The following is a 17,201-nucleotide window of genomic DNA, read 5'->3' on the forward strand; positions in this document are numbered from 1 at the left end:
CCGAGCCGTTATGCCAATACAAACTAATCATGAAACAGAATTACTCGAAGCACTTTCCGAGGCTGAGAGTGCTGGCGCTTGCCTGATGGCCGCTTATGATGCATTGGATGATACGGTAGATTCGGTTTTAAAAAATATTTTCAAGAAAGACGATACTGCGATTAAGTTCGTTGTAGAACCTCTTCTCAATAGTGGCGGGCCGCTAGGGGAAATAATGATACGCGGAAAGTTGCTTCTGGGGCTTGGCGTGATCAGTAAAGAGCTTTATGACGACTTAGAGATTTTCGTGACCTTAAAAGAATGGGCGAAAATACAGGGTGATGACACCAGTTTTACTGAAGTGGATATCATCTTTGAGCTAAACAAAGTACATGCTATTCAGCGTATTATGCCTATTGAATACGACCCTGAGATGGTGAAAACCATGTCTGGTCCAATGTTAGAAATGTTCTTGGGTCGACATAACCAGAAAGTGAAATCCACGATCGTTTTGGCTATTACAGACATCATTAACACCTTGTGCCGAGATAACGCGCTGAGTTCTTAGTTTTTGCTATTGAGTTCATAGCTTGAAGCTTTCGCTTGAGCTTACACCTAAAGTGTTTATTTAGCTTATCTAGCTTTAATTCGTTTTATCCATCTTAGAATATACCGTCATTGCGGTTTCTCTTGTTTGAGAAATCGCTTTTTTGTTTTTGTGCTTCTAAAAAATATCCGAAATATCTTCCCATTAAATACAAAAGCAGCAGGCACAAAAAAAGCCACATTCAGTGGCTTTTTCTATTCAAGACGCTCTCTTTATAAAAACGCCCTGCTATTCAAGACTATAGGAATTATAGGTCTTGGATGTTCTCAGCTTCTAGCTCTTGGAAGTAGCGTAGAGTCTTAACTTTTAGCTCTTGTTGAGCTGGCTCATCAGCAACGATGATAGCTTTACGGTGCATCTGTAGAGCTGTAACAGTCCACATGTGGTTTACAGAACCTTCGATAGCCATTTGAAGCGCTTGAGCTTTGTTGTGGCCTAGAGAAAGGATCATCACTTCTTCTGCATCTAGAAGAGTCGCAACACCGATAGTTAGTGCGTATTTAGGAACTTGGTTGATGTCGCCATCGAAGAAACGAGAGTTCGCGATACGAGTGTCTTCAGTCAACGTTTTGATACGAGTGCGTGAAGATAGAGAAGAACCTGGTTCGTTGAATGCGATGTGACCGTCGATGCCTACGCCGCCCATGAACAGGCTGATTTTGCCGTATGAACGGATTTTCTCTTCGTATGCTGCACAGTGAGCATCGATATCTTCAGCTTTGCCGTCTAGCAGGTTGATGTTTTCTGCTTGGATATCAACGTGGTTGAAGAAGTTCTCGTGCATGAATGTGCGGTAAGACTCTGGGTGGTTAGGGTCGATGCCAACGTACTCATCCATGTTGAATGTTACAACGTGCTTGAAGCTAACTTCGCCAGCTTTGTAAAGTTCAATTAGCTCAGCGTAAGTAGTTAGAGGTGTGCTACCAGTAGGAAGACCTAGTACAAATGGACGCTCAGCCGTTGGAGCGAACTTGTTGATTGAATCTGCGATATGACGAGCAGCCCATTTACCTACTTTAGCTTTGTTGCTTAATGGAATAAGTCTCATTGATTTTGCCCCTAGAAATAAAATTTTATAGTGTTCTGAAACATTAATTCGCATTATAAAATAAGTTATCCAGTTCCGCTATTGTTTTAGGTCAAGTTTTTGCTTTTTTCGTCGTAACTGTGACTGGAACTCTCAAAATTGCACAATTATTGTATGGATATTTGGTGGCGTTAAACAAGATTAATACGTTTGTCATATACAGCAATGTTGATCTAATTCAGCACCTGAAAGGGTTGGTGTGTTTCTATGCCTTGATACGATTATTGCAATAATGGCATCGCTCGAACCATTGACGAATTTTGGTGCATTAACGTGTTTCGAGTATAAACAAGCGTTGAGCGTATAGTTGAAACTAGAAAAATAATGATGGCAATGGAGCGCTATCGTGATAAAAGACAGGGGCAGGATGAAGAACGATGAATCTCAGTGGGATGAATACCCATAAGATTGAACGAGAGCTGTATTTTAGTCACGCTATCGCTATGAATTGTATATAAATATTGGTAAAAATGGATAGGTTGGCTAAACTTACCAATTACAAAGAAGATGTGTGTTTGAAGGCAAAAAAAAGCCCAAAGTGATGAGGTATCACTTTGAGCGATTTTACTAATCTTCTAACACTAACTCACTTTCGTATTCTTCCCTAGATACGTCGCCGCGTTTGCAGCCGTTTAGGGTGTGAAAGCGACGGCGTCCACGAGCCAGTTGAATGTACTTCAACCAAACACGCTCTAACTTGGACTTTGCCTTATGAGGGTGAGACAACACTTTAATGAAGTGTTTTTCTTCTGCATTGATTGGTGCTAGTTCACCAGTTTCAAGTGCAAGCATAGTGTCACCAAACAAGGTTAGGATTTCCTCTTCTGAAAGAGTAAAATCACCCGACTTAGCGAACCCTCTCGGGAATTTAATGGTGTCATAAAAACGTTTTTTTCCGTGTCGGAATTCGGTCTCAGACATATCAGCCTCAGTAATGTGGTTAGATAGAAATTAGTGTTTATTGCTCACGCGAAAATATTGTTAAAAGGCTAAAATAGGAAACAAAATGTTTTTGCCTTTACGATAAACAATCCTAGATCGGCTAGTTAGCAGATTTATTACAGAGATGTATTTGATGGATGTGAAAGTATTTAGAACCTTTCTTGAGGTTGCAAGGGTGCGCCATTTTGGGCGTGCAGCTGAAAACTTGTATTTAACACAAGCGGCGGTGAGTGCGCGGATCAAACAGCTTGAAGGCTATTTTGATACTCAGCTCTTCATTCGTGACCGCAATAACATCAAACTCACATCTTCCGGTGAACGTTTGATTGGTTATGCCGAAGTGATGGTGTCCACCCTACAACAAGCCAAATTTGAGCTGTCGTTAGAGAGTGGTAAAGCCTTGCAGTTAACGCTGGGCGGCACGCCGAATATTTGGGATGCGTATCTGCAAAACTGTTTAAGTGTGGTAACCGACTCTTTTGGTGGTTACGGCTTTATGGCAGAGGTGATGGGGCGCGAGCAACTGAACCGTAATTTGTTAGAACGAACCTTAGATATGGCTTTCGCGTTCGATCAGATCAAAGCAGAAGAGCTGAACTGTAAAAAAGTCGCTGACTTGGTTTTGGTGTTGGTATCAACGCAGCAAGATGATCTGGAATCTGTATTTCAACATAAGTATGTTTATGTGGATTGGGGAACGCGCTTTGGTTCTGAACACGCAGAACGTCACCCTAAAGTGCCAGCACCGTACCTACGTACCTCTACAGCCCGTATCGCCCTCGATTTCATTTTAGAGAAAGGCGGCAGTGCGTATCTTCCGGTGTCTCTAGTCGAACCTTTTATCGATTCGGGTCAGCTGCACAAGGTGAAAGGGGTTGAAGACTGGTATCTCCCAATTTATCTGAGCTACCGTAAAAGCAGTACCTCGGTTGATGCGATCATGCAGGTTGAGAAGTTGGTTAATGAGATTGACCCATCGACGGCTTACACATTGCAGCAAGCCGCTGAACAAGCACCTGAGTAACGGCATTCGCGGTAAGCAGTGGCTTTGCTGATTAGATTCAATAAAAAATGGCTCCCAACTAATTGTATAGTTGGGAGCCATTTTTGTTTTAAACCAGAAATGTACTTCTTTTCGGAACTAGAGATCGTTTCTAATTCCATAAATATCGTTTAGGCCTGGTATGTGTAGCCTTTATTAAAAGCCCTATAGGTTCATTAGATTCTCAATAGACTCTTCAAGAGAGTGTGACATGTACGAATGGATTTGATTGCCATCCGTTGCGTCAATCTCGATCATAGAAATCCCGTTGTCCGCTTTGTCTTCAAGAAAGCTTAGAGACTGCTCGACTGATTGACTGGTGAGAACCTGTTGATTTGATAAAACAATACGACATGTGTGTAGAACCATAGCCTTTTCCTTTTTATATTCGATAGGTCTCTGCATCTTGGCGTGCTAAGTACCGATCGTTGACGTTGTGAGAAGAATGCCCTCTCTAGGTTAAATTTAGTCGAATTGAATAAAATTAAAACCCTTTTTTGTGATTTATCTGACCTTCGCTTCCGAAAGTGGCTAGCGACAATGGTGGTTCACGGTAAACTTTTAGGTATCGGATCAAACGCTATGGTAAGTGGGAAGAGTACGGCATGTCGAAAAAGATCAATCACAACAGCAGCTTAACCAGTGAGCAGTGCCATTTGGCTCGATATGCACGAGATGCTCGCTTTGATGGGATGTTTTTTACAGCGGTGAAAACGACAGGAATTTTTTGTCGCCCGATTTGCCCAGCCACACCACCCAAAGAAGAAAACGTCGAATATTTTTCCCATCAAGCTCAAGCATTGAAAGCGGGATATCGTCCTTGTTTACGTTGTCGACCAGACAGCGCACCTTTTTCGCCGGCTTGGAAGGGCGTCGAAACCACTTTCTTACGTGCGATGCAGTTGATTGATAATGGCGCTCTGAATTCAGGATCTATCGTCGACCTTGCAACGCGGTTAGGTATTTCAGATCGTTATTTACGAACCTTATTCGACAATTACATCGGCGTGTCACCCAAGCAATATAGTCTGTACAGTCAATTGATGTTTGCCAAGCAGTTGCTGCACACCAGTAGCATGAGCATTACTGATGTCGGCTTTGCTAGTGGCTTCAATAGTACGCGCCGTTTTAATGATGCCTTTCAAAAAGAGCTGCAGCTTTCGCCAAGCCAAATTAGGCGAGCGAAGCCAAGTGACACTCAGAGTAATCATATTCAGCTTGGTTTTCATGGACCCTTAGATTGGAACCACTTGTTGAGGTTTTATCGACGAAGAATGATTGAGGGCTTAGAAGGCGTTGGCGAAGATTATTATAAGCGCACGGTAAATGTGAACGGGTCAAAGGGTTGGTTCAAGGCGACTTTAGCCAAAGATAACCGCTTGGATATTGAATTCGAGTTGGATGATATAAGCCAATTAAGAAGCTTGATTGCGAATATCCGCCGTATGTTTGATCTTGATGTCGATATTGCCAAGGTTGAGACGTTCTTTACGACTATCGATCCTAACTTGGTGGCTAAGAGTGGTATCCGTATTCCTGGCGTGTGGAGTGCTTGGGAGGCAGGCGTGAGAGCGATTCTAGGACAGCAAGTTTCGGTAACCGCGGCGATTGGTCAGCTTAACTTATTGGTCAAAGAGCTTTCTGATGAACATGAGAAAGCCAGCTTCCCAACACCAAAACAGATAGCGGACGCTGATGTTAGCTTCTTGAGAATGCCGGGAAGCCGCAAAGAGACCCTAAAGCGTTTTGCCGAATACATGGTCGACAATGAAGCTGAGCATCCTTCCAAATGGATTGAGCTAAAAGGGATTGGGCCTTGGACTATTCAATATGCACTGCTTCGCGGGTTAAGCGAACCTAATCATCTGTTGGTTGGTGACTTGGTGGTGAAGAAGTTTATTGAGCATCGCCCCGCCATCAACACGGAGAGTGTTTCGCCTTGGGGTAGTTACGCCACGTTCCACTGTTGGAATCAGTCTTAATCGGAATACTAAGCTAGGAGATATCATGGACAACCGTTTTACTTACTATGAGAGCCCATTGGGAACCGTGACGTTACAGGCGAACGATGAAGGCTTGCTCGGCCTTTGGTTCGAGACACATACCACCAAGCCGGAACCGTTGGGTGTTCAAGATGATAGCTTTCCGATCTTTGCATTGGCTATCGAGCAGCTTAATCGCTATTTCTCGGGCGAAGCTATTCAGTTTTCTGTGCCGATTGCAGCCAAGGGCACGCCATTTCAGAAGTCGGTTTGGCAGGCGCTGACGACCATTCCTTATGGAGAGACTTGGAGCTATGCACAACTGGCCGATGCGATAGGCAATCCGAAAGCCGTTCGTGCTGTGGGTTTGGCGAATGGCAAAAATCCGGTTTCAGTGATTGTGCCGTGTCACCGTGTGATTGGTAAAAACGGCAAACTGACGGGTTATGCAGGTGGCGTAGAACGTAAACAGCACTTATTGGTGATAGAGGGAAGAGAGCAAGACTAGCAAGCGATTTAGCCATGAGCCTGTCGAGATGCTGGCTGAATATCTCGTACTACTTAATGGTGAAGGCGAGTGGTTCTTAAAATATGACTTTGCATTAAAATCAACGCTTTCTGGGAAATATCGATTTGGTTGCATATCCTTTAACCATGTTCTCTAGGCAAGGATGCCCAAATGAATAGCCATCATTCACTTATACTCTGCTGCAGTAGCGCACTATTGCTGACGGGCTGTTTAACCGACACCAGTCGACCCTTCGAAGTACCACAACTTGCTCTGTTCAAAGGTATGTATGAGAACGCAGATAATGACAGTTATCTACTTTTTGAATCCGGGCAAGTGACTTATCAAACAACGGATAATTCCGTTACTCGAACCTATCGTGTTGATGATGACTTGATCACCATTGAGTTCAATTCTGGAAGCAGTCGAACTGACTCTAGACTAGTGATGCGCATTCAACAACAGGGCGAGATGCTAACTTGCAACCAATGCCCAGCGATACAATTGAGTAACGTCTGGACACTTATTGAGAAGCCTTTGAAAGACAGTTCGAATTAGAAAAGATCTCCATTCAGCCATAGGTGAGCGGCGATACTGACGGCATAGCCAATCATGATCACTGGCATCCATTTTAGGTGTCCAAAGAAGGTGTATTTTCCATGCGCTGCCCCCATCAATGCCACACCTGCTGCACTGCCTATAGATAACAAGCTACCACCGACACCTGCGGTTAAGGTGATCAGTAGCCAGTTACCCATCGACATTTGAGGTTCCATCGATAACACGGCAAACATCACCGGAATGTTATCGACAATCGCAGATAAGATCCCCACCATGATGTTGGCCCAAATTGGATCCCATTGGCTATACATCACGCCAGAGGCAAGCTCCAAGTATCCCAGTAGACTCAAGCCACCTACACACATTACCACGCCGTAGAAGAACAGCAGAGTGTCCCATTCGGCATGGGACACTCTTCGAAATACATCAAAGGGCACGACTGAACCGAGTCGCTTCAATGCCCCCCCATCATTGTTGGCAATCGCCACCGCTTTTTTCTTCGCCAGTGAATTTGGTAAGGTCTTACGCAAGAAATAACCAAAGAACTGTAGATACGCCAGCCCCATCATCATGCCCATTACTGGAGGGAAGTGGAGTACGGCATGGAAAGCAACCGCAGTGCCGATGGTCATGATGAACAACAACACGATGCGTCTTGCACCGCGTTTTAATTCAACGTGCTGATGCACCGTGTCGGGTTGGGTTGTGGGAACAAAGTAAGACATGATCATTGCAGGGACGAGGTAATTCATCACTGAAGGAATAAATAAGGGAATGAATTCACTGAAGCTCACATAACCAGCCTGCCACACCATCAACGTTGTGATGTCACCGAATGGGCTGAACGCGCCGCCAGCGTTAGCGGCTATCACGATATTCACACAGGCTAGGTTAACGAATTTAGGGTTAGATCCTGCGACTTTCAGAACCACGGCGCACATCAATAGAGCTGTGGTGAGGTTGTCGGCGATCGGTGAGATAAAGAAGGCCAGAATACCGGTTAGCCAGAACAGAGAGCGGAAATTAAAGCCTTTGCCCACCATCCACGCTTGCAGCGCATCAAACAGTCTTCTCTCTTCCATGGCGCTGATGTAGGTCATGGCGACGAGTAGGAAAAGTAACAGCTCAGCGTATTCCAGTAAGTTGTGTTCGAGTGCTTGCTTAGCGACTTCAACAAGGTTGTGTTCTTGGTAGATAAAACCAATGATTATCCAGATCAGTCCTGCTGCAAGTAACACTGGCTTAGATTTTCGGAGCTTTAGGTACTCTTCCATCATCACCACGATGTAGGCGACAACGAAAATGGTCAGGGATAGGTAGCCAGCGAATGAGTTGGTGAGCTTGAGTGGTTCTCCCAACTGAGAAGTGGCAGCACCTGCTACCGAAGAAAAGAGTAACAAAGAGAGAACAGCAGAAAGCTGGATACCTAACATGGATTACGCTCCGAAGTTAATAAGTTATTAACACGGGTAAAAGAGTAGACCTAAATAACCATGTGCAGTGTGATAGATATCTTAATAATTCAATAGATTATATAGAAAACAGTAGATTGGGTGAAAACGTGAGGTCACAGTGAAAGCCGTTGATTATAGGAACCCTGTCGTTCATAGGAAAACGGTCGATCATCGGCAACTCGTCAATCATAGAGAAAATAGAGATTGTAGGTAAAATAGAGATTGTAGGTAAAATAGAGATTATAGGGAAAAAGCCCTACCGGGTTTAGTACCGATAGAGCTTATTCGCCATTGCCAATATTATGCAGCATTGAGATCAAACGTCAGTGTTTGTTCTGCGGCACATACTTCAACAGGCCAGCCGTAGGATTGATATTCCAGCGCAAGTTTGTCCGCTACTGCGCGCGATACCGTTGCAGTGATCCACATGCCTTTGCCCATTACTTGATATTTAAGCGTTCTCATTTCCATCATCATCACCACCGTTCTCCTTCGATATTGGCAGCGCGAAGTCTATAGCACCTCTAAGGGCTGAAATTTCGAATTAAGCTCAAATTCTTTATAAAATGGCTCATGGTTTAGCCATGGTTCAAAACTCAACCAACAATAGGTAAACGATTGCATTTTAGAAGCGTAACCACGATTTAAGCCCCTGTATTATAATCGAATTAAAATTGAACAAAAAAAGCATGTAAGAGATCACTTACATCATTATCAGAGATCAGACTAGGTAAAAACCTGTCATTTGAAACCTTACTTGTGTGGTGATTGTGTGCGTTTTTGGTTGCGCTGTTGAAGCGAATTTTGTTTAGTTTTGTATGTGAAATATTCTAATTATTTTAGCGTATGCCTCTGCTTTTAAATCTAAATAACAGTTTTATATGTTGCTGTGGTTCTTTTGTTCAAACCGATACGCTATTTGATTTTGGTCATTAACCTATTGCTCATTAGTTTGCACTATCTATACGTGTTCTGTTCCAGATAAACGAGATGTATAGAGGTCCTTATGACTAATCCAACTAAAACCGATCGTAAAGTCACGATCGGCAGCTATATCGCACTCGCATTCGCGATTGTGTTCTTTTCAGGCTTAATGCAGTCAAATGAATGGTATGGAGTGCTCGATTTTACAACGCTCAACGGTTCATTTGGTAAGGTCGCTTACGATGTCAGTGAGACGGCTGATGGTATACAAGCGGCAACGACGTCATTGCGCGGTAAAGGCGGTAGTGGTGCTCGTGACGGTTTCATTTTTGCTTTGACACTTATTCCGACCGTGATGTTTGCACTGGGTATGATCAACGTACTTGAGCACTACGGTGCACTGGACGCGGCTCGTAAACTACTGACACCTCTACTTCGCCCTCTAATGGGTATTCCGGGTAACTCAGGCTTGGCACTGATTGCTTCTTTGCAAAGTACCGATGCGGGTGCAGCGATGACCAGACAACTGAAAGATGAAGGGCATTTGACTAAGCGCGAAACCGATGTCTTCACCATGTTCCAGTTTACGGCGGGTGCGGCGATCGTTAACTTTTTCTCTTCAGGTGCGGTTCTGTTCACTCTAACGGCGATGGATGGTTCTTTGGCGGTAACATCGTCAATTGGTTTGGCTGTGGCTGTGATGTTTATCTTCAAGTTTGTCGGTGCGAACCTGTTTCGTATTTACCTCAACATTACTGAAGGCAAAGAAGACAAACCAAAATCAGACAAAGAACAAAAACTGGCAGAGGAAGTAGCATAATGAGCGAAGTTAAAGCAAAGAAACCAATGGTTACTGATATTTTCGTTGAAGGTGCTAAGAAAGGCTGGGTTATTGCGACTACCTCTACGGTACCGAATGTTCTGATGGCGTTTGTGATCATCAAGGCATTGCAGATCACCGGTGCGCTGGATTTGATGGGCAGTGTTTTTGCTCCAATCATGGCGGTATTTGGTTTACCTGGCGAAGCGGCAGCAGTATTGATTGGCGCTTGGATGTCGATGGGTGGTGCTGTGGGTGTGGTTATCACGCTGTTTGACCAAGGCATTCTGAACGGCAACCATATCGCTATCTTGGCGCCAGCTATCTACTTGATGGGCTCTCAGGTTCAATACATGGGTCGTATTATGGGACCAATTGGTACTGAAGGTCGTTATATCCCGGTGATGATCGCGATTTCGGTATTGAATGCCTTTGGTGCAATGTTCTTGATGAACATTATTTTGTAACGTGACTTTTAACGGTTAGCTGCTATTGACGGTTAGCTACTATTAACGGTTAGCTACTAACAGCTTTTAGACGTTACAAAAAAGGAAACCCCGTTTGGCTTTCACCAAACGGGGTCTATTCTTTTCGTAGCCATCCTGCTACTGCGCGTTACTTATCTTTCAATAGGTAACTGGTGCTCCCTGCATCGTTCCTTGACTTGGCTAAATCCTTTAACCTATCCAATTCATCGCCTTCCTAGCGGTGTCCTTGCTAACTCATCATCCTGACAAGCGACTCTATCCTAGAGCAAAACTTCCTTGCTGATAACTCATCCTAAGTCATCAAATCTTCATCCTGAAGATACCTAATCCGTTAGGCTTTTTCCTGTTCCTGCCAACTCCCTGTCGACATGTGTATTAAACACTGCAGAGGCTTTACTCACAATCCACCTCAAGAAATAAATGTACTCACTAACCGAAAGAAATATGCGTGGATTCATACAAAACAAGGGGTTGGGTTTGTATTTTAGGAATTTTCTGCGAAGCTTGATTGTGATCTCTTACGTTCGGTGTGAGAGATCTCTTACAAGTGCTCGGGCGTGATTATCATTTTATCTTGGCGGTTAATGTCGAAAAGATAGAAAAGAACACTGAGTTAAGACAAAACAATAGGGAAATATGATGGTTACAGCACTTTACGCAGCTCTGCTAACGGTAGTAATGATTTGGTTGGCGATTGAAGTTATTAAGCAAAGACGAATCAATCTTGTTGCTCATGCCGATGGCGGTGTTGAGTCGTTACAGATAGCACGTTCGGCACAAAGTAACGCGATGGATTACATCCCAATCACGGTGATTTTGATGGGGTTGCTAGAGATGAATGGGGCTGGTGTGTGGCTTATTCATGTCATTGGTGTGGCGTTTATTCTGGGGCGAGTGATTCACGCTAAAGGGATCTTAGCGAAGAATTTCAAAGGCAGAAAAGTGGGTATGGTGTTAACGCTTATCTGCATGATCTCTTTGATTGTCCTAAACTTAGCTTACCTACCTTTTGATAAAATGTTCTAGGGAGCATTATGGCATTGCGCCTTCCTCCTGCTTGGGCGATTGTCCTTGCAGGGCTAATACTCAACATCATGGCGATTGTCATGTCGAGCTTGGTGTTGGACAAAATTGAAGCGGAGAAATCGGAATACAACGATCGTAAATACGGTAATGTGTACTCTATACAACTGTCCTGGAATACGATCGAAACCTTAGAGCGTAAGCGTGAAGCGATTCTGATTCACCTTGATAAGCTATCCCCAGAAATCGCTCAACCTGCCACAGTTCTTGATGAAGCGCTTCGCGGACAACTTCGGAGTTGGGTGAGTGACGAGGTGCCGGCCATCTCGTTGGCTAATTTACCTAAGCTTATGATGCTGATAAACAATGCCCAAGAATCGCAACGATCACGAATTGATGACTACTATTTGGATAATCTAACTTTGGTTGAGTTGATCCAAAAGCTTGATGAGAAAATGGCTTTCTATAAGAACATCGCCCTGTTTCTTCAGGTGTTTGGTTTAGCGCTTATCTTAGCTCGCGACCTAGCAAGAAGACCTTAGTCTTTAACCTTATTTACCTATTTACTTGTACCGCTAACGAGACTCACTTGGCAGGTTGGGGTGCTGCTGGCCTTGGTATTTTGGTAGCTGTTCTTTCAGCCCCTTAAACGTGCTCAGCGCACTGCCTATCGATAACTTATTCATCAACCAATTGGGCAAGATGCCACCTGCGTTCGCATATGCGGTGTAGGTGATGTAAGTATTGCCATTAGTGAGCGGTTGCAGCGTCCAAAGTGCGTCCACATCGTAAATTCGAATATACCCCGATTCTTTCGCCAAATAGTTAGACGCATCCTTTATCGACAAGACAAACTGCCCATCCTCGATGCTGTACTTTGAGTAGGTCACCATATCGCGATCTCTAGCAGGCCAAGGCGCTTTGAATTGGGTATAGACGATGTTTTCTGCCTCAGATATCTGCATCAAGACACGGCTTTGCGACACATTGTCTATCCAGTTTGGCACGTTCTCGCTGTCTTCCAATAACAGTAAAAAACCGGAGTAAGTGGTGGGCGTTTGCATCTGTGCTCGTATTTCGACCAAGCCTTCGCTGTGTGGCCTTTTATCAATCATGATGCCATCTTCACTTTTGACGAACTGCCATGGGTTGGCATAAGTCAGTGTCGATAGGGCGCAGAGGCCGAGTACCAAAATCTTAGGTAATGTCATTATTCTTCCATAAAAAGAAAAGCTTATCTGCTAGGAGTATAGAATAGAAATGGACTTAGTAGGTGTTGCCAATCGCTTTGGGTTGGCCTCTTTGGGGAAAATCCCAATGAAAACGGAAGCGTTCGGTCGCTTCCGTTTTATTCTTGGGCAATGGATAAGCGCTGTAGGCTAGAGCTTATAGGCTTCTACGGTTTTGATGGTTGTCCAGTTGCTGTTGGCGTCTTGGATGAACTCTTGTGTATTCTCCAGCCAGCGTTTCTGAACCGATTTGTCTAAGTTCAGATACAACTTTCCATCTTCCACCTTCCAAGCGAGAGGGTCGGTTTCAAACTTCTTACCCATGGCTACTCCAAACGCGCAGTAACCGCCATATTGAGGGGCATAGGCTTCTGGATTGGCTCGAAATTCATCTCTGTTTTCACTGCTCGCAAAGTTATAGATCGCATTCTTATAGGTCGCTGTGAACTCAGATGTGCCTTTTACTGGACCTTCATTGGCAAAGTAAGCGACAGGATCATAGCCTTTAATTGCGAGGTTATTGCTGTCGACACTCATATCAAGGTCTGCTGCCATTAACGAAAAGCTGGTGCCTAGTAACGCGGCCATTAGAGTGATTTTTTGACTGGTCGATTTCATGTGTGACATATCAAGTTCCTTGTCAGTGTTGGTTATCTTGTTTGAAATAATTTAGCCCACTCGTCCGGTCTATAGAGGGACAAAAGAACTAAAAACTAAGCGAATCGTTCGGAGGATGCATGGATCTGCTTTCACAACTAATGGAACACTTCTCGATACGCACTGGCGTTTTCTATTCTGGAAACCTGTGTGGAGTATCGTCATTTAACGCGCAACAAGGTAAAGAGGGCCACCTTCATGTATTGAGCGCGGGGGAGTTGAGCTTGTCTAGCGCTCACACGGAACACAGGCATTTGTCGCAGCCTTGCATTGTTTATTTGCCGAAATGGCGTCACTGGCCGCGATGTCTCGCACTCAGTTTATTGAAGCATTCAAGCGCGAGGTGGGCGAAACTCCGGGTGATTATGTCCAAAAGTGGCGTGTGTCTGTGGCTCAGTCTTTGCTGTTACAAAACAAGCCCATCAATTGGGTGGCGGACGAAGTGGGGTACAACAGTTATTCTGGATTCTCGCGTGCTTTTCAGCATGTCGCGGGAATGTCGCCACGTTTATGGCTAAAGCAAAATGTGTCGTAAAGCGCTGGCCATCCCTACCTGCAATATGGCTATTGGCATCAGGCTGGCCTATGTTTTAGCGGAAATTGAGCGTAGTTTGTTCATTTCTCGAATGACGGTGTAAAAAGGTGGACTTTATTAGCTCGTTGTAACATCCTGCCCGTCCTATTTTATCAGACATCAATGAGACGAAGTGCCTGCTGAGCATTATTCAGCCTCCCGTATCTCATTAAAGTATTAAGGAGTTCAACTTGAACCTATTTGTAAGAGACCTTACCGTTATCGATTCTTCATACATCTGTGAACACAGAGGGGTCGTAGGAGATAGTTGGATTTTAGATGTCACCATGTCTGGTGAACTTAATGAAATGAGCATGGTGCTGGATTTTAGTAAGGTCAAAAAGCAGATCAAACAGTTGGTTGATCAACATGTTGACCACCGCTTACTGCTGCCAATGAAAAACTCTGCAATCGTGCATCAAGCAAGCAAAGCCGGTTACTCTAAGGTAGATGTGTTGCGCGGTGACAAGAGCCTGCACCTGCACTGCCCTGATGAAGCTTACTGTCTGATTGACGCTGAAGCGATCACCATCGAGAGTGTGACCGCTCATGTTTATGATATTCTTCGCGACAACCTTCCAAGTAACGTCACAGGGTTAGAGATTACCCTTCGCCATGAAAACATTAATGGTGCGTTCTACCACTATACTCACGGTTTGAAAAAGCATGATGGTAACTGCCAGCGCATCGCGCATGGTCACCGTTCTCCAGTAGAAATCGTGGTCGATGGTCAGCGTGACGGGCAACGTGAACAAGCATTTGCTCAGCGTTGGGAAGACATTTATTTAGGTTCTAAAGAAGACCAAGTTTCAGTTTCATCACTTAACCTGAGTGAAAACGCGAACAGTGTTAATGATGAAAGTCACTATGGCTTCCGCTACACCGCGCCACAAGGCGAATTTGAGCTAGCGATTGCTAAGAGTGAGACGGAAATTTTACCGACAGATACCACGGTGGAATTACTTGCTGGCTATATCGCGGATCAAGTTGAACCGAGCCTAGCAGAGAACCAATCACTACAAATCGTCGCTTATGAAGGTGTTGGCAAGGGCGCAATGGCGTTCCGATAACACTCCAGCGAGTGACACAGTCTCATTACTGACATGATGAAATAAAGGCAAGATAATCCGTTATCTTGCCTTTATTTTTTGTGACTCTTTAAAACTGATTTAGCTGATGATGTTAGGCACAAACACTAACGAAGCAGCACACGTCGCAGTGGTGTTTTTTCGATTCCAACAACCAACCCGAAGCTCAACAATACGGTGCCAAAAAATACCGTAACGTCTTTTGCCAATTCCGTAATGCCTAAAACTCCACAGACATTGAACAACACGATAATGATCAGCAAATGGCTGACGTAGATACCTAGCATGCGATTTGAAATGGCGCGAACCCAAGCGTAGTTACCCATGTTTGGATTTGCTAAAAGCCACATGAACACGCCCATCCCCCATAGCGCCGTGCCAAACAAGAAATCATTCATGTTGAATCCGACGTCGAACGTGGTGAGCCATGATGCCTCAGCAAAATGAATCAACATGCCTAACGCTAATAACCCCAACGCTTTAGTTGATGACACCTTCCATTGATTCTGACGAATAAGGAAACCTAAGGTCACCATTAACGTGCTAAAGAACGGGCCATTACGCGTGAAGAAAGGTGCTTCTAACCCGGTTAGCGTTGCGTAGCTGCCCGCTAAAACACCATAAACGTAAAGTACAATGGCCGCTGGTAATAGCAGTTTGTCGAGTTTCATTTCGACTATCAAAGCGATGATCAAAACTGCACATACGAGAGCGGGAATAAACCATAAATGAACCAATCCACCCTCTAAGAAAGAGTTAAGTGGCGTGTTCATTAAGAAACCCCAATAGCCTTGGCGCTCACCTAGATAACCAAACTCTTCTACCTTCGCGAGGTTGAATGGCATCACTAAGCAAATGATGCTCCATGCTAACCAAACCTTAAGCAGTGGTTTAGAGTAATTAATGACGGTTTGCCACGGGGAGGCAGTCAGCTTGGGCTGAATAAGATAACCGGAAATTAGGAAAAACAGAGGTACCGCAAAACGAGCGGTTTGGTTGAGTACATAACCGATCCAAGGCACTTCATCTATTTGCCAATAAGTGAGTGCCATTTGACCGTGTAAACCAATGATCGCCAAGATAGCAATCACTCGACCCAACTCAATACTGGCGATGTGTTGTGAAGGCGTATGTTGAACGGAAGACATATCAGATCTCTAAGAAAATTTTCGTAGAATCTAACAGCCTTTTTATTGAATCAGTTAGCGCTAAATCAAGGGTTGCGACCTTTGTTTTAAGGCTTGTATTGATTATTTGAAGCCTGTCGCAGCTATATTAAATCCATTGCAGTAAGTACAAAAATACCGAGAGTACAAGTGATAAGAGAAACAACAGTAGTAAGCGCGATGATGTTAGCCGCCAGTGTTGAGTTTCCTCCCATCGCACGAGCCATAACGTAGCTTGCCGCTGCTGTTGGTGCTGCGCTCATCAAGAAGATAAGCCCGAGATCGAGCCCTTCAAATCCTAAGTACCCAGCCGCCAGTGTAATCAGTAACGGTGAGGCAATTAACTTGTAGCTAGAGGCGAACCACGTCGATAACTTTTCTTGTTTGAGCGAGCTGATGTCCAGCGACCCACCGGTACACAGCAGTGCCAAAGGTAACGTCATGTTGGCAAAGTACTGACCAGCATCAGTGACCATTTTTGGGATAGGAATCGAAAGCGCATAGAAGACGACCGCTAAGAAAATAGCGATGATCAATGGGTTCTTGGTAATCGACTTAGCGATCACTTTAATCGCTTTCGCACCAGTGTCTTCGCCTTTGGGTGTCAGTGCAATCACGGCTTGAATGTTATACAACACGGTTAGAGATGCGACATAGATAGCCGCCAATGCCACGCCTTGGTTGCCATAGATATTAGCCACATAGGCGAGGCCGATGATCGCGGTATTGGCGCGGAATCCACCTTGGACAATCACACCTTGATCTTTCGAACCTTTAAATACTAATTTGGTTGAGAAAATCGTGAACAAGAAAAAGACAAAGTTAGCGATGACGCCAAACGCAACTAACGCGCTACTGGCTGAAAAGTTGTGATTCGATTGAACAATACTCAGAAATAGCATCGCGGGCAGGGTGACTTGAAATACCACCTTAGATGCGACATCAATGAAATTGTCATTGATTAAGCCGATTCGTTTGAGCATCACACCAAGAAACAGCATTAAACAGATAGGGCCTGTTACTGACGCCGAAAACGCAAACTGTTCCCAAAGTGTGTTCATTGTTTTTCC

Annotated in this window: 20 protein-coding genes and 1 pseudogene; 12 read left to right on the top strand and 9 right to left on the bottom strand. The window is 44.4% G+C overall.

Going from position 1 to position 17,201, the window contains the following annotated elements; all coding sequences use genetic code 11:
• The first annotated feature begins 10 nt into the window (after window positions 1–10).
• Window positions 11–547: an MltR family transcriptional regulator gene (locus AB6E51_RS02060; protein WP_022571110.1), complete on the top strand. Its 537-nt coding sequence runs from the start codon at window positions 11–13 to the stop codon at window positions 545–547.
• A gap of 286 nt (window positions 548–833) precedes the next feature.
• Here the strand turns inward: AB6E51_RS02060 and nagB are convergent, their stop codons facing one another.
• Both nagB and AB6E51_RS02070 read right to left on the bottom strand, forming a co-directional pair.
• Window positions 834–1,634 (bottom strand): glucosamine-6-phosphate deaminase, encoded by an 801-nt coding sequence (gene nagB / locus AB6E51_RS02065; RefSeq protein ID WP_372057718.1) that lies wholly within the window; start codon window positions 1,632–1,634, stop codon window positions 834–836.
• 606 nt (window positions 1,635–2,240) lie between these two features.
• Entirely contained in the window at window positions 2,241–2,594 is a 354-nt protein-coding gene (locus tag AB6E51_RS02070) for a DUF413 domain-containing protein (RefSeq protein WP_017061517.1), read from the bottom strand.
• A gap of 154 nt (window positions 2,595–2,748) precedes the next feature.
• Between AB6E51_RS02070 and AB6E51_RS02075 the strand changes: the two genes are divergently transcribed.
• A complete protein-coding gene (locus tag AB6E51_RS02075) occupies window positions 2,749–3,639 on the top strand; it encodes a LysR family transcriptional regulator (RefSeq protein WP_017061518.1) in 891 nt (296 codons plus the stop codon).
• 183 nt (window positions 3,640–3,822) lie between these two features.
• On the opposite strand, the gene AB6E51_RS02080 is transcribed toward AB6E51_RS02075, so the two are convergent.
• Complete coding sequence (locus AB6E51_RS02080) at window positions 3,823–4,026, bottom strand: hypothetical protein (protein ID WP_017061519.1); 204 nt, start codon at window positions 4,024–4,026, stop codon at window positions 3,823–3,825.
• 236 nt (window positions 4,027–4,262) lie between these two features.
• On the opposite strand from AB6E51_RS02080, the gene AB6E51_RS02085 reads away from it, so the two are divergent.
• From AB6E51_RS02085 to AB6E51_RS02095, 3 genes are all read left to right on the top strand, one after another.
• A complete protein-coding gene (locus AB6E51_RS02085; RefSeq protein WP_017061520.1) occupies window positions 4,263–5,639 on the top strand; it encodes an AlkA N-terminal domain-containing protein in 1,377 nt (458 codons plus the stop codon).
• Between the two features lie 25 nt (window positions 5,640–5,664).
• On the top strand, window positions 5,665–6,147 hold the full coding sequence (locus AB6E51_RS02090) for a methylated-DNA--[protein]-cysteine S-methyltransferase (protein ID WP_372057719.1): 483 nt from the start codon (window positions 5,665–5,667) through the stop codon (window positions 6,145–6,147).
• Between the two features lie 171 nt (window positions 6,148–6,318).
• Window positions 6,319–6,705, top strand: coding sequence for a hypothetical protein (locus AB6E51_RS02095; RefSeq protein WP_102332295.1), 387 nt, complete (start codon window positions 6,319–6,321; stop codon window positions 6,703–6,705).
• Here the strand turns inward: AB6E51_RS02095 and nhaD are convergent.
• On the bottom strand, window positions 6,702–8,141 hold the full coding sequence (gene nhaD, locus AB6E51_RS02100) for a sodium:proton antiporter NhaD (protein WP_017061523.1): 1,440 nt from the start codon (window positions 8,139–8,141) through the stop codon (window positions 6,702–6,704). The genes AB6E51_RS02095 and nhaD overlap by 4 nt on opposite strands.
• A gap of 321 nt (window positions 8,142–8,462) precedes the next feature.
• Window positions 8,463–8,639 (bottom strand): hypothetical protein, encoded by a 177-nt coding sequence (locus AB6E51_RS02105; protein ID WP_004732739.1) that lies wholly within the window; start codon window positions 8,637–8,639, stop codon window positions 8,463–8,465.
• Window positions 8,640–9,168: 529 nt separating this feature from the next.
• Here AB6E51_RS02105 and AB6E51_RS02110 point away from each other — a divergent pair.
• The 4 genes from AB6E51_RS02110 to AB6E51_RS02125 all read left to right on the top strand — a co-directional run bounded on the left by AB6E51_RS02110 (window position 9,169) and on the right by AB6E51_RS02125 (window position 11,959).
• Window positions 9,169–9,906, top strand: coding sequence for a nucleoside recognition domain-containing protein (locus AB6E51_RS02110; protein ID WP_017077048.1), 738 nt, complete (start codon window positions 9,169–9,171; stop codon window positions 9,904–9,906).
• Complete coding sequence (locus tag AB6E51_RS02115) at window positions 9,906–10,373, top strand: YjiG family protein (protein ID WP_004737023.1); 468 nt, start codon at window positions 9,906–9,908, stop codon at window positions 10,371–10,373. The genes AB6E51_RS02110 and AB6E51_RS02115 overlap by 1 nt, the downstream gene beginning before the upstream one ends.
• 660 nt (window positions 10,374–11,033) lie before the next feature.
• The gene (locus AB6E51_RS02120; protein WP_004732742.1) at window positions 11,034–11,420 is read left to right on the top strand and encodes an MAPEG family protein; all 387 of its coding nucleotides are present in this window, start codon (window positions 11,034–11,036) and stop codon (window positions 11,418–11,420) included.
• An 8-nt stretch (window positions 11,421–11,428) separates the two neighbouring features.
• Window positions 11,429–11,959, top strand: a complete 531-nt coding sequence (locus AB6E51_RS02125; RefSeq protein ID WP_372057720.1) for a DNA mismatch repair protein — start codon at window positions 11,429–11,431, stop codon at window positions 11,957–11,959.
• A 33-nt stretch (window positions 11,960–11,992) separates the two neighbouring features.
• Here the strand turns inward: AB6E51_RS02125 and AB6E51_RS02130 are convergent, their stop codons facing one another.
• On the bottom strand, window positions 11,993–12,628 hold the full coding sequence (locus tag AB6E51_RS02130; protein WP_017065073.1) for an START domain-containing protein: 636 nt from the start codon (window positions 12,626–12,628) through the stop codon (window positions 11,993–11,995).
• 49 nt (window positions 12,629–12,677) lie between these two features.
• Here AB6E51_RS02130 and AB6E51_RS02135 point away from each other — a divergent pair, with 49 nt between their 5' ends.
• Entirely contained in the window at window positions 12,678–12,800 is a 123-nt protein-coding gene (locus AB6E51_RS02135) for a hypothetical protein (protein ID WP_017061529.1), read from the top strand.
• Here AB6E51_RS02135 and AB6E51_RS02140 read toward each other — a convergent pair.
• Window positions 12,797–13,273 carry a YHS domain-containing (seleno)protein gene (locus tag AB6E51_RS02140; RefSeq protein WP_017067245.1) on the bottom strand — a complete coding sequence of 159 codons (477 nt, stop codon included), beginning with the start codon at window positions 13,271–13,273 and terminating at the stop codon, window positions 12,797–12,799. The two genes, AB6E51_RS02135 and AB6E51_RS02140, sit on opposite strands and share 4 nt — an antisense overlap.
• A gap of 110 nt (window positions 13,274–13,383) precedes the next feature.
• Here AB6E51_RS02140 and AB6E51_RS02145 point away from each other — a divergent pair.
• A pseudogene (locus AB6E51_RS02145) lies at window positions 13,384–13,838 on the top strand (helix-turn-helix domain-containing protein).
• A 230-nt stretch (window positions 13,839–14,068) separates the two neighbouring features.
• Complete coding sequence (locus AB6E51_RS02150; protein ID WP_108110853.1) at window positions 14,069–14,947, top strand: 6-carboxytetrahydropterin synthase; 879 nt, start codon at window positions 14,069–14,071, stop codon at window positions 14,945–14,947.
• 125 nt (window positions 14,948–15,072) lie between these two features.
• On the opposite strand, the gene AB6E51_RS02155 is transcribed toward AB6E51_RS02150, so the two are convergent.
• Window positions 15,073–16,113, bottom strand: a complete 1,041-nt coding sequence (locus tag AB6E51_RS02155) for an acyltransferase (RefSeq protein ID WP_372057722.1) — start codon at window positions 16,111–16,113, stop codon at window positions 15,073–15,075.
• A 122-nt stretch (window positions 16,114–16,235) separates the two neighbouring features.
• Window positions 16,236–17,192: an AEC family transporter gene (locus AB6E51_RS02160; RefSeq protein ID WP_048610304.1), complete on the bottom strand. Its 957-nt coding sequence runs from the start codon at window positions 17,190–17,192 to the stop codon at window positions 16,236–16,238.
• Window positions 17,193–17,201: the final 9 nt, after the last annotated feature.

Origin of the sequence: Vibrio sp. 10N.247.311.47 (assembly GCF_041467535.1) — a bacterium.
In the GTDB taxonomy this organism is placed as follows: Bacteria; Pseudomonadota; Gammaproteobacteria; order Enterobacterales; family Vibrionaceae; genus Vibrio; species Vibrio crassostreae_C.